Genomic DNA, 12,315 nt, shown 5'->3' with positions numbered 1-12,315 from the left:
TACGGTGCTGCCCGGCCTGCACCAGGCACTGGACAGCGCACTGGCAGCGACTCGGAAGCGGCCGACTTTCAGACCAGGGTCGTCGAACCCGGCTGGTCGCCGGTGTCCCGACGCGGCCAGAGCGCTGGAGAACCGAGGCCGCAGCGCCGCCCTGCCTACCGCTCCCCACTGCTCACAGTTGAGCCAGGGCGAACGCCGACAAGAACCCGACCACGGTGACCAGACCCGTCAACAGGTGCACCCTGCTGTACGCCTCGGGGATCATCGTGTCTGCGATCATCGCCAGGATCGCCCCGCCCGCCACCGCGGTGATCGTCGCCATCACCGTCCCGGACGCCCCGCCCAGCAGCGCGTACCCGGCCAGCGCAGCCAAACCGCTGATGACGGCGATGCTTCCCCACAGCGCGAACACGTACCTGCGGCTGCGCCCGGCGCTGCGCATCCCGGCGGCGCTCGCAAGGCCCTCGGGCAGGTTGCTGACGAACACCGCACCCACCGTCGCCGCCCCCAGCTGCCCGCCTCCCAGCAAACTGGTGCCGATGACGACGGACTCCGGAATCCCGTCCAGCAGCGCCCCCAACGCGATGGCGTTCCCCGACCCCGGCGCCTCCGCCTCGGACGGCTGCTGCTCCCCGGAGCGCTTACGGTGCCGCGCACCACGCCGCGCCAGCAGGGCGTTGGCCCCCGAGTACACGGCCGCACCACCGATCGCCCCGGCCACCACAGGCACCATGCCGGAACGTTCGTAAGCCTCCGCTATCAGTTCGAACGACACCGCGGCCATCAGCACACCGCTGCCGAACGCCATGACCAGCGCGATCAGCCGGGGCGGGACCCGCACCAGCGAACCGAGCGCCGCCCCCACCAGCAGAGCCGCACCCGCGAACAGCCCCCACCCGCCCGCAACCAACGCCCCACTCACAACCGCCCCTTCCCTTGCCACTGACAGATGCAGCCCCTCCTACCCGCCAAGTCGAAGAACAACGAGGGACCTGGTGGACGACGCTGCCCGGCAGCAGCTTCCCCGCCCGGGTTGGTCCTCGACGGCGGACTACTGGGGGGCGGGCCGGCGTGTTGGCGTTCGTGGCGTGACCCCGGCAGACACCGCTGCTGCGGGTCCGTGAGCGCCGTGGTTGTACGGACGTGCTGATCGGCCGGCGTTGCACGGCTACCGCACGGCTACCGGTGCGGCTCCCCGCCGCCCAGGAGGACCTCACAACGGCACCTGCCACCGCCTCGGCGCCGGCGGGACGCCCTGGCCAGGACGGGGAATGGACCTGGTTATGCTCCGGGTGATGCCGAGGACACCTTGATCGGCCGGAGATGGCCGAACGCGCGTGTGCCGTTTTCTGGGGGGAACTTGAAGAGTCTGAAGAGGGTGCTGGCCGGTTTGTCCGCGGCAGCGGCCCTGGTAGTCGTCACGCCCGGCCCGGCACAGGCCGTGGAGGGCGACGGTGAGCCGGTCAGGCGCGAGCTCAAGGTGCTGACCTGGAACATCTGCGGTGAGAACCTCGTACTGCGCGGCAGTGCGCCGGGGTACTGCCCGCACCGGCCCGACGTCGAAGGCAAGGCGAAGAAGGTCGCGGAACTGGCGGCGACGCACGGGGCCGACGTGATCATGCTGCAGGAGGTCTGCGGGTACCAGGGCGATGTCAACGCGATGGCGGTACGCAAGGCGCCGCGTGAACCAGTTGGTACGTCACCGTTCCCGGGCCTGAACAGCAAGAGCCACATGGCGTACCTGCAGCAGCAGCTCCCCGGATGGACGTTCGCGCACGCCCCCGGCCTGCGGTCGACGGACAAGGAGTCCTACTGCCGTAACTCCACTTCGCCCGGATACGGCGAGATCGGCGGAGAACGCGGCGTACTCATCGCGGTCAAGGGCGCGCTGCAGGACGTCCGGCGGATCGAGACGCTGCCCGGAGACCCCGCGGGCAACTCCCAGCAGGCGGTCTGCGGGCGTCTCACCGGATGGCCGGACCTGCTGTGCACCGCGCACCTGTCGGCCTCCAGCAACTCGGACCAGGCGAAGCAGGTGGCCGAACTCAGGAAGCAGCTCGGCGGAGACTCCTGGGCACCCGACCTGGTGATCGGCGGGGACCTCAACGGCAGCCTGACGGACCCCGACCTGGCCGGGCTGACCGGAGCACTGGACGCCTGCGAGACGGACGAGCACACCGCACAGACCTGGGCGCCCACCGCCTCGGCACCGAGTACGTGGTCCCTCGACCACTTCTTCACGAACAAGCCGAACGCGGGTACGCGCTGGCTCGGCTCCTCCTGCGAGGTGGACCACACGGCGCTGGACCGCACCCACAACCTGGCCGGCACCGAGCCCGACGGATGGTCGGACCACGCGCCGGTCATCGCCACCCTGCGTCAGGCCCCCGTGCCGGGCGCCCTCGTTCCAGGGGACATGACCGGGGACGGCAATCCCGACCTCGTCGCCGTCGACAGCGACGGAGCCCTGCGTCTCTACCCGGGCCGCGGGGACGGCAGCATCGCCACCCCGCCCCAGAAGATCGGAACGGGCGGATGGACAGGCGCTTCCGTCGCGCACCGGGGCGACTGGAACGGTGACGGCCGGGAAGACCTGCTCGCCCGAGTCGGCAGCGAGCTGCGCGTCTACCCCAACGTCGGCGCCGGCTTCCTCGGAAGTCCGGTGCGGATCGCTTCGGGGCTTCCCTGGAACGCCACGGTCGCCGGAGTCGGAGACCTGACCCTCGACGGCGTCCCCGATGCGGTCGTCTCCAACTCCGGCAAGCTGTACCGGTACAACGGCAAGCGCAGCACCGGACCCGCCGTCGAGGCTCCCGCCGAGATCGGCAGTGGCGGCTGGGGGGTCATGGACATCAGCGGCGCGGGTGACGCCGACCGGGACGGCCTGCCGGACCTCCTGGCCCGGCAGCGCAGCGGGACCGACGAGGGCAAGGTGTGGCTCTACCCCGGCCGAGCCGGCGGCGGCTTCGGCGCCCGTACCCAGTACGGCTACGGCTACACGACGGACATCCGCCCGCTGATGGCCGGCGCGGCCGACGCGGACGGCAACGGCATCGCGGACATGTGGACCACGACAGCGGACGGAACGGGCCGGCTGCTCTTCTACAAGGGCGCCACGAACGGCTCCGGCCACCCGGTCGACGGCTCCGCCGAGGAAGTCGGCGCCACCAGCTGGCACACCGCGATCAAATCCATCAGCTGAGCGTTCTGCCCCTCACGGATACGCCGTACACAGCGGCGTACCGCCACATCCTGGCAACACCCCCTGCAAGGGCCCGGCGGATTCTCATCCGCCGGGCCTTCGCCGACCGGCTGGACGGCGCAGCTACCCACGCCGCACCGGACAGCCGCAGCTCCGCCGGCCCCGCCCGGGCGCGGACCGCCCTTCACCGGGGGAGGGGTCCGCCACCACTCGATCGACGACAGGGGCGAGCGGCTCGCTCGACAGGCAGCCGGGCTTGCTGTTCAGGGCGCTACGCCCGTCACAGGCCAGGGCCTTGTGCGCCGGGGTCAGCCGGTCGCGTCGCTCACACGAAGGTGAGCGGAGCCGATCAGCACGCGGTGGTCCGAGCAGGGCCGGAGGGACTCGACCACGCCGGTCACCTTGTTCTTGACCTCGCAGGTCTCCGGGATCACTTTGGCGTCCGCGGTGAAGGTGCCGTCCATCTGACCGGTCCGGGCCAGTATGAAGTCGATCTTCGGGTTCGTGCCGTTGGTGACGCAGCCCTTCCCGGTGGTGCCGACCGCGGTCCACTCACCGTAGCCCGGACAGTGCGCATCGTCGGCGCTGTCGAGTTCGGTATGGGCCTCCATGAGCTTGTCCAGGCGGACGTAGTCGGGGTGCGGCTGGGCATTGAGGTCGCCGGCCAGGAGGTAGGACTGACCCGCCTGCGCGAAGCCGTCGAGTATCCCGCTGACGGCGTCCAGCTGCTGCTTGTTGATCTTGGCCGAACTCTCGGTCGGCATGGGCCTGTTCGAGCCAGTGATGTGCGTGGTGCAGAACTTCATCTTGGGCCGGGCCTTCAGCGGAGCGCACAGCAGCGTCCGATCCTCCACAGGGCCCTGCAGGGCTTCCTCGGGCGTGTAGTCGGGAGGGAGCACGTAGGTCTGCGAGACGCCGAGCTCGTGCCTGCTGAAGATGGCGTTGCCGAACGCCTCACCCTGGCAGATGCCCGTGTTCGCCTGGCGGCTGGTGGCGAAGCGCGCGTAGCTCACCGCCCCCCTGGTCCAGGGCCCGCTGTCACCGTAAGGCGCGGCCAGGCGTCTGAGGATCTCGTCGTACTGGGTACGGCATATCTCGTTGAACGACACGAAGTCGGGGTCCTGAGCCCTGATCGAACCAACGGCCGCGGTGACCATACCGTTCTGCGTGGACCCTCCGTGGAACGTGCTGCCCGCGACGTTCCAGTGCCATGCGCGGTACTCGGCCACCGGCATCGACTCGCCGGCAGCCTGGGCCGGCCCGGCCGCCTGCGTGGCGCACACGGCGGCGAACGCCGCCGCCAGCACGCCCAAAGTTTTCCTGATTGATCGCATTTATGTCTCTCTTTCACTCATGCGGAGGTGCAGACCGAAACGCCTGCCTTCTCCCCCCCCGTAAGCGGACTGTACATAGTGTGAGTTGGGCGTGTGATGGTGGGCCCTGGGCGCTATCGGTGCGTCGTGATGGGTGCTGACCTGACGAAACGCCCTGGATGCGGCGGCGGGACGCTGCACCAGCCTGAGAACTCCGGGGGCGGCACGCGATTGGCTGCGGCAGCAATGCCGCAAGCGGCACTGGGTCGCGGGCACAAGGTACGACAAGGTTGTGGTCCGCCATGCAGCGACCGTCCTCGTCGCGGCCTGAACTCAGCGGCGCTCCCCGTAGCGCGCGGCGGGCACAGGGCAACGGGGGGCTCGCTGAGGGCGGGGACCGGGGGACGGTGCGTCCGGCTCCGGGGCCGCTCCTGTCCGGGCCCTCGACACCCCTGTCGGGCCGGCGGTGGCGGGATCCCTGCCGGCCCGACGGGGGCCTACTCGGCCGTTGGCTTTGAAGGTGCTCCATCCGGCGTCGTTGGAGGTGGTGCTCGGCCCGTGCTTGGCTGTCCCGCCCTGGTAGAAGCGCTGGGTTCCGTCCGGGCGTACGGCCCAGAAGTCCGGGATTCCGTCCCCCGTGGCGTCGGGGGTTCCGTGGTGCCGCCGCTGGTGGATTCGTATCCCACCCGCGCCTCGTTGGTGCCGCCCGCGTTGAAGTTCTGCCCGTTGTAGAAGCTTGAGTTCCCCTCGGTCTTATAGAGCAGGCTCCAGCTGTATTTGCGCCCCTTGAAAGACGGGTCGACGAAGACCGGGTACACCGTGTCCGGGGACTCGAGGAGCCCGCGGTCGGGCTTCAGGGCAAGCGTCCCATCGGCGAGTTCGGCCTCGGTGACGGCCAGGCGGGCGCCCTCGGCGCCGGCCAGGCCGGGCAGCCTCAGCGTGGCATGACGTGCAGCCGCCGCGCTCGGCCGCCAGGCGGGTAGGCCGTCGGTGGTGGCGACCTTTCCGGAGGAGTCCCACATGAGAGGGGAGGGCGCGCCGGCTATCTCCTGGCCGTCGGCGTCGCGGGCGCTGAGCGCGCCGGAGGCGGCGTCGAGCTGGAAGGAGAGATTCGGGGAGGCCAGACGGTAGTTGATCTTTTTCAGCAGCGGGTCGGCAGCGGCCTTCTTGTCCTTGACCACCAGGAGGTGGCCGTAGCCGCCGTCCTGAGCGGTCATCACGAGGTCGATGCCGGGGCGGACGTTCTCGTAGAGCGCGCGCGGGCCGTCGATGACGGGCTCGGGGAGCGGGCCGGGCCAGCTGACGGTCATGTCGTGGCCGTCGGTACCGAGGCGGACCAGTTCGGTCCATCCGGGTGCGGGGCCGGCCGTGGTCAGGGCGGTACGGGCCTCCGCGCGGGCGGCCCGTGGAGCGGTGTTGCCGCTGCACCCGCTGAAGACGAGCCGGCCGTTCACGGCCTTCGGAGGTCGGCCACCGGCGGCCTGAGGCTCTGTCCATCGGTTCACCCCCAGCGGACGCCGAGCGTGGCGAGCTGGCTGGGAGCGAGCCGGTCGCGCCGGCCTTGCTGTGCGCCTATTGGTCGACATATGGAGCTGGGTAGGCCCTCCTGACTCCTGCATCAGTGTGGTCAGTGCTTGTCTGGTGGTCGGGGGCCCGGGGAGAGGGGTACAGCAGACAACGTCCCTCCTGGGCACTTGGAGGTTCCGTCTGAATGGAGGGCACTCATGGGAGGCAACGGCGACACCGGAACCGATGCTGCGGCGGATGGCTCTGAACGCTACAAGCTCGCCTATGAGGCTGCTGTTCACGCACTAAACCAGCAAGACGGCACCCTGGGAAATTTGAGGAACCGTGGGACCGGGCTCGTCACGATCGCCACGGTGATCGGTTCCTTCGCTGGCTACTTCGGCTTGGGCACGAAGGACAAGCTCCTGCCAGCCGGCTATGCCATTGGCCTGATCATCTTCATCGTGCTCATTGTGGCAATTTGCATGTTCGTGCTGATGCCCAAGAGGGACTGGACATTCGGTCCTGACGCTCAGGACATCATGGAAAGTAAATACAGTGCCCCCAACGGTGAGTTGTATTGGTCGCAGGCGCTCGGGATGCAGAAGGCCATTTCCGAAAATGAATTGGCGATCCGGAAGAGAGCCAAGGCGTATGCGTGGGCGGTTGTCCTGCTCGGCCTCGAAGCCGTGTACGTCGTAACCGTGTCCCTGCTCTCAAGGTGATGTGCCGGAAAGGCGAGCAGAGTGAACCTGCCCCCTGAAGCGAATCCGGGAAAGCAGGCCCCGGAGCCGGCACGCCCTCTCACGGGCGTACATCTCTCTGAACCTGAGCCTGGCAGGCCGCGCGAGGGTTCGAACCTCATGCAAGCGGCGCCGAAAACGGGGAGCCCTCGGAAGGGGGCCAACCGTGCGCTCAAGGAACCGGACCCCGGAAACCCTCGCAAGGGAGTCAACAAGGCGGCGCTAGTCGAGGCCGTCGCGCTCAAGCTCGGCAGCCGTCAGAGCGCGGTCGATGCGGTCGATGCGGTTCTGGACGCGATCATCCGTGCTGTCGTGGCTGGGGACCGGGTTTCGATTACTGGTTTCGGCTCGTTCGAGAAGGTCGAGCGCTCGCCTCGGTACGGGCGCAATCCTCAAACCGGTGAACGTCTCCGGGTCAAAAAGACATCAGCACCCCGTTTCAGGCCAGGGCAGGGCTTCAAGGATCTGGTCAGTGGCGTGAAGAAGCTGCCCAAGGCCGGAGAGGTCGCCGTTCGTAAAACTCCGAAAGGATCCGTGGCGTCGCCACCAGATCTTGTAGAGAACTCCGCGAAGAAGACGGCGGCGAAGAAGGCAGCGGCGAAGAAGACGGCGTCTACGATCGAGAAGAGCGGGGCAAAGAAGGCAACGGCAAGGAAGTCCGCGCCAACGGCAGCCGAGCCGAATAAGAAGAAGGCGCCTGCAAAGAAGACGGCAGGCGGCGCCGGCTAAGGAGTGTCCGCGAAGTCATGGGAGCCATGACTTCGCAGCGGTCAGCCGTCCTCAAGCGGCGCCGACCTTGCGATATCCGACGGCGTACGCCGCGCCGCCCAACGACTGCGCCAGGACAAGGAGGAGCAATTCGCTGCCGCCGAGGAGAAGTTCGCAACTGGGCTGGGCCGCCGACGCGCTGCGCCCGCGACTTCGCGACCGGGTTTCGGCCGACCTGATGGCTGAGGATGACTGGCCCCGGATGGTGGGCAGACGGTCCTGCTTGGCTCCTCGACCGGCGCGGTGTCGACGTCGCGGGGTTCCTTGCGGCCGCGCTCGCCAAGGCCTCGGCACCGACCGGGCTGTTCCCTCTCTCCTGTCCGGGCAGGGCGCCGTACCGGCGGCCGCGGCCGGTTCCGCGGCCGCGGTCGAGGTGCCTGCCGCGCGGCCCGTGCCTGCCCCGATCCTGATCCATATGGTCGTGTCCGGTGCGGTGCTGTGGACGACATCGCCGATCGCCGATCGCCGGACGGCGCGGGTACTGGCGGCGCGGGCGCCAGCATCGAACTGACAGGCATGTCGAACACCTCAGGGCCCCGTATGCCGAGTGTGACATGTCTGACCTGGCCGGTGCCTTAGAACCCGTTGTTCTATCGATCGTGGGGTCGTTTGGGTTCGAACAGGGTTCTGGGCCGGGTGATGTTCTGATGGTCCGAGCATGAAGGCAGGGCCTCTTGGTAGCTCGGGGGTGCGACCCCATCCGGGCGGTTCCAGGAGACCCTGTTGCCACAGCTTTGCGTGTCCGAACTCGCCGCGTCCAACGCGGCTGCCCCATCGTGTGACTGCATCACGCACCTGTATGGAAACGCCGCTGATCACGGTGGCCGGGTGCGGCGCTATCCCTCGGACATGACGGCCGCGGAACGGGCGGCCGTCCGTCCGCTGCTGCCAGTTCCTGCCTGGCTGGAAGGCCGAGGAGGGCAGTCGGAGGGCTACTGCCACCGCGTCATGCTCGACGCGGTCCGCTACCTGCTGGACAACGGGATCAAGTGGCGGGCGGTCCCGGCCGATTTCCCTGCCTGGGACCGTGTCTATGCGTTCTTCCGCCGCTGGCGCCGACAGGGCTTGATCGCCGAGTTCCACCACCGGCTCCGCACCAGGGTGCGCGAAATGGAAGGACGCGCGGCAGAACCAACAGCCGCGGTGATCGACTCGCAGACCCTGCGGGCCGCCGACACCGTCGCAGCCGGATCACGGGGCTGGGACCAGGGAAAGAAGGTCGGCGGCCGCAAGCGCCACCTGGCGGTGGACTGCTCGGGCCTGCTCCTGACCGTCCACGTGACCCCGGCGTCCGTCCAGGACCGCGACGGAGCCGTCCCGGTGCTGAACCGGCTCCGTGAACTTCACTGCAAGATCACCCTCACGTGGGCTGATGCGGGTTACGCCGGCCGGCTTGTCGACTGGGCCAGGGACTCTCTCCGTCTCGCGCTCACGATCGTCAGACGAAGCGACACCCAGAAGGGATTCGTCGTCCTGCCCCGCCGCCGGGTTGTCGAGCGCACACTGGCCTGGCTGATGCACCGCCGCCGCCTGGTCCGCGACTACGAACGCCTGCCCGTCACGCATGAAGCGATGGTCATGTGGTCCATGACGATGGTCATGGGACGCCGCCTTGCACGGCGACCGGACTCAGCCGGCAGCCGCAGGTTCCCATGGCGTAGCCGTGGTCCAGGAGAGTACCTAGCGGCCCTGCGCCCGCTCGCCGGGCTCGTGCAGCGCCCGGACGTGCCGACTACGAGGACAACGACCCCGGCAAGGACGGCCAGACCGAAGAGCAGAGCACCCAGACCGAAACCGTGTCCCAGAGCTTGCGGCCCCAGGGATGGACGAGCCTGTGGGTCAGGCGCTCTGGACCTGTTGGGCGCGTGTGGCGACCATCGAGGCCAGCTGCTCGAACTCCCTCGACCAGGCCGAGTCGTCGGGCACCGGCTGGTATTCCATCTCGACGAGGACGGTGCCGACGCGGAGCAGGGCGACGGCTGTCGTCTCGTCAAGGTCGATGTTGTAGTGGGTGATCGCTGTGCGCTGATCGCCGAGCTGCGGGAGGGAGATCTCCCTCGCCTTGTTGTTGTTGGCGATGCCCGACCGGGTTTCCTCGAAACTCTTCGCGGCCAGCGCCGCGCTGGGGCAGGACCGCACCGTGAATTCGGCCCAGACCGTTTTCGTGCTGCCGTCGTTCCAGTTGTTCGTGTTGAAGCGCGCCTGAGCCCCTGAGCATCCGTTGTCCTCGCCGGCCTCGGGGGAGTGGGATCTCTCCCAGCCGAAGGGCATGCTCGTCAGGTCCCGGTACGACCTGCTTGACCTCGCTGACGTTCAGGGCTCGCACGGTCTGGCGGGCGCTGCCGTCCTGTGACGACTCAGGGGAGTCGTCGACCATGATCAGCCGTGTGCCCCCGTATAGCGCCAGCACGACCAAGGCCAGCAGCAGAGCGGCCACCAGCGCGATGACGGCCCGCCCGCCCCGGGTGTTGTTGATGGTCATCGGGCCAAGGGCGATGGAGCTGCGCGACACCTGTCTCGGCGCGTCGGTGCGCTCCGTGCTCGGGCAGACTCACGTCGATGTGGAGCTGCTGATCACCGATGACGCGTCCACCGACGAGTCCATGACCTTCTGAGGGACCTGGCCCACCAGGACGAGCGGGTGTTCCCGCAGGCGGCGCCCGAGCAGGACGGCGCGGCCAGGGCCCGCAATCTCGCAATGGCGCGGGCGCGAGGGGAGTACGTGGCGTTCCTGGACAGTGACGACACGTGGCTCCCGGCAAAGCTGGAGCGACAGCTCGCATTCGTCTCGGAGGGCGATGCTCCACTGACCTTCACCTCCTACTACAAGGTCGCCGGGGACTTCACGGGAGGGGCTTGCGACTTCACGCCGAACGGTCGGGTGGTCGCGGCCAGGGAGCATGTGACGTACCGGGACATGCTGGTGCGGGACCACATCGGGGCGCTGACCGCCATGTACGACCGGGCGGTGCTGGGTACGAGGCTGATGCCGGACATGCCGAAGCGGCAGGACTACGCGCTGTGGCTGGCGATCATGAGGGACGGGCATGCTGCCCGGGGGCTGCGGGAACCGCTGGCGGTCTACAGGGCCGGGCGGGCGGGGCCGCTGTCCTCGAACAACCTGTCGCTGGTGGAGCACAACTGGCGGCTCTACCGCGAGCACGAGCGCCTGTCGGCACCGACGACACCATGGTCACCGACGAGCTCGACCGGCTCCCCGCACCCCGCACAGGCCCGGCCCCAGCTACACCCCGTGGCACCAACACCCCCACGGCCACCTGCCCACACACCTCCTCCCAGCCCGAGCAGCCCAGGAAGACGCCGCAGCCCAACGCGCCGAGAACCTGGCCACCGACCACGAACAGCGTGCACAAGCCCAGCAGAACCGCCTCAACGCACCCACCACCCCAGGCAGCGCCCTCGCCGCCGAGGCCCGTTCCGTCCTCGCCAAGTCAGCCGCCTGGCAACGACGAGCGCAGGAAGAGTCACAGCGCCACACGGCAGCGCAACGCCACGCCGAATCGCTGCGCCAGGTCCTGGACCGAATCCGCCAGACCGCGCAGAAGAGCCGGATCGCTCTCCGCCTCGCCGGCACCAGCCGCAAGGAAACCCTGGCCCTCACCGCCCGCTACGAGCAGCAGCACACGGCCGCCACCACCGAAGCCCACCGCGCCTCCCACGCGTCGACGCAGGCACTACACGAGGCCTGGCAGGCCCTCGCCGACTACCCCCACACCGCACTACTCGCCCCGGAGTGGCCCGCGACCCCGCTCCACGACACACAGGCAATGGCAGCCACCCTGCAGTCGATGCAGCAACGCGTCCCCGTAGTCGCCGCCCGCCTCGACTCCAGCATTGCCGACGACGTCCAGCAGCTGAGGCACACAGCCACTGCCCAAAGGACGGCGGCCGCCCGCTACCGAGCGACCGCGGGCGAAATCCGGGAGGAGACAGCCCTCCGCCTGGCCATGCTCACCACAGCTCCCGCACGGCATGCCCACGAGACCGCCGAGCGCACCGCCGCACGCCACGCAGCGCGGCAAGAGCCGAGACAGCACACGGCGTCACCACAGCCCGCGGCGCCTTCCTCACTCCAGGCCTGGCTCAGGACGACGGACGCCGAAAGGCATCGCCTGGGCCAACCGCCACTTGTAGACGCCCGGATGCGGTACCAGTGGCTTTGTTCACGTTCACCAGCAACGTTTGTCTGCGGGTTTGGGCAGCAGTTGGTGATCACTGGGCCTCGGAATGTTCACGAGAGATAGCGTCGGCTCGTCGTTCAACGTCTGGCGTCGAACGGCATCTCGAACGTGACTGGCCACTTCGCGGTCTGCGGGACAGCAGGACGACCTTCGCAGGCACGTATGAAGATGTGATGATGTCGAGCATGGCTATCGATTCAGTGGTCGTGCGACAGCGTGTCGAGGATCTGGATGCGGCTGTGCCCTTCTACGAGAAGTTGACCGGAAGCGCCGCATCGCGGTTCTCCTTTGCCGGGGCCACGCTGGCAAGCGTCGGTCCCTTCCTCCTGTTCGCTGGGCCTGACGAGGCGGTGCAGCGGGTAGCGGGTGTGGCGGCGACTCTCGTTGTCGCCGACCTGGACGCCGCGGTCGAGGAGGCTGGGGGAGGCGGAGCCGAGATCGTGATGTCCATTCAGCCCACTCCGAACGGCCGCCGTGCGGTGCTGCGGCACCCGCACGGCGGGGTCTTCGAGTACGTCGGCCCCTGACCTTGTTGTTCAGCTGAGCTTGTCGTTTTTCGCCAGGCACAGTCCATGGGGACG

At 68.6% G+C, this 12,315-nt stretch carries 9 protein-coding genes and 2 pseudogenes; 6 read left to right on the top strand and 5 right to left on the bottom strand.

Annotated elements, in window-relative coordinates; genetic code table 11:
- Window positions 1-172 precede the first annotated feature (172 nt).
- A complete protein-coding gene (locus ACFY61_RS19305; protein ID WP_389473439.1) occupies window positions 173-922 on the bottom strand; it encodes a ZIP family metal transporter in 750 nt (249 codons plus the stop codon).
- Between the two features lie 438 nt (window positions 923-1,360).
- Between ACFY61_RS19305 and ACFY61_RS19300 the strand changes: the two genes are divergently transcribed.
- Window positions 1,361-3,202 (top strand): FG-GAP-like repeat-containing protein, encoded by a 1,842-nt coding sequence (locus ACFY61_RS19300; RefSeq protein ID WP_389473437.1) that lies wholly within the window; start codon window positions 1,361-1,363, stop codon window positions 3,200-3,202.
- 308 nt (window positions 3,203-3,510) lie between these two features.
- Here the strand turns inward: ACFY61_RS19300 and ACFY61_RS19295 are convergent, their stop codons facing one another.
- Window positions 3,511-4,509, bottom strand: coding sequence for an endonuclease/exonuclease/phosphatase family protein (locus tag ACFY61_RS19295; RefSeq protein ID WP_389473435.1), 999 nt, complete (start codon window positions 4,507-4,509; stop codon window positions 3,511-3,513).
- A 503-nt stretch (window positions 4,510-5,012) separates the two neighbouring features.
- Window positions 5,013-5,969: a hypothetical protein gene (locus ACFY61_RS19290; RefSeq protein WP_389473433.1), complete on the bottom strand. Its 957-nt coding sequence runs from the start codon at window positions 5,967-5,969 to the stop codon at window positions 5,013-5,015.
- Between the two features lie 270 nt (window positions 5,970-6,239).
- Between ACFY61_RS19290 and ACFY61_RS19285 the strand changes: the two genes are divergently transcribed.
- The 3 genes and pseudogenes from ACFY61_RS19285 to ACFY61_RS19275 form a co-directional block, all read left to right on the top strand.
- Window positions 6,240-6,746, top strand: coding sequence for a hypothetical protein (locus tag ACFY61_RS19285; RefSeq protein WP_389473431.1), 507 nt, complete (start codon window positions 6,240-6,242; stop codon window positions 6,744-6,746).
- A gap of 21 nt (window positions 6,747-6,767) precedes the next feature.
- Window positions 6,768-7,493: an HU family DNA-binding protein gene (locus ACFY61_RS19280; RefSeq protein WP_389473429.1), complete on the top strand. Its 726-nt coding sequence runs from the start codon at window positions 6,768-6,770 to the stop codon at window positions 7,491-7,493.
- A gap of 888 nt (window positions 7,494-8,381) precedes the next feature.
- Window positions 8,382-9,071: pseudogene (locus ACFY61_RS19275) on the top strand (IS5 family transposase); the annotation flags it as partial.
- Between the two features lie 300 nt (window positions 9,072-9,371).
- Here ACFY61_RS19275 and ACFY61_RS19270 read toward each other — a convergent pair.
- On the bottom strand, window positions 9,372-9,803 hold the full coding sequence (locus tag ACFY61_RS19270) for a hypothetical protein (protein WP_389473675.1): 432 nt from the start codon (window positions 9,801-9,803) through the stop codon (window positions 9,372-9,374).
- A 203-nt stretch (window positions 9,804-10,006) separates the two neighbouring features.
- Here ACFY61_RS19270 and ACFY61_RS19265 point away from each other — a divergent pair.
- Window positions 10,007-10,713 (top strand): annotated as a pseudogene (locus tag ACFY61_RS19265) (glycosyltransferase family 2 protein); the annotation flags it as partial.
- Window positions 10,714-11,017: 304 nt separating this feature from the next.
- Here ACFY61_RS19265 and ACFY61_RS19260 read toward each other — a convergent pair.
- Window positions 11,018-11,176, bottom strand: coding sequence for a hypothetical protein (locus ACFY61_RS19260; RefSeq protein WP_389473673.1), 159 nt, complete (start codon window positions 11,174-11,176; stop codon window positions 11,018-11,020).
- A gap of 743 nt (window positions 11,177-11,919) precedes the next feature.
- Here ACFY61_RS19260 and ACFY61_RS19255 point away from each other — a divergent pair.
- Complete coding sequence (locus tag ACFY61_RS19255) at window positions 11,920-12,261, top strand: VOC family protein (protein WP_389473658.1); 342 nt, start codon at window positions 11,920-11,922, stop codon at window positions 12,259-12,261.
- Window positions 12,262-12,315: the final 54 nt, after the last annotated feature.

This window comes from Streptomyces sp. NPDC012888 (genome assembly GCF_042900645.1).
Classification (GTDB): Bacteria; Actinomycetota; Actinomycetes; order Streptomycetales; family Streptomycetaceae; genus Streptomyces.
The sequence above is the reverse complement of the archived record's forward strand: the minus strand, read 5'-3'. Positions and strand labels throughout refer to the sequence as shown.

Excerpts from the sequence above, each read along its gene's own strand:
- ACFY61_RS19255 (WP_389473658.1), top strand. The coding sequence starts at position 11,920 with ATGGCTATCGATTCAGTGGTCGTGCGACAGCGTGTCGAGGATCTGGAT.
- ACFY61_RS19270 (WP_389473675.1), bottom strand. The coding sequence starts at position 9,803 with ATGCCCTTCGGCTGGGAGAGATCCCACTCCCCCGAGGCCGGCGAGGAC.
- ACFY61_RS19285 (WP_389473431.1), top strand. The coding sequence starts at position 6,240 with ATGGGAGGCAACGGCGACACCGGAACCGATGCTGCGGCGGATGGCTCT.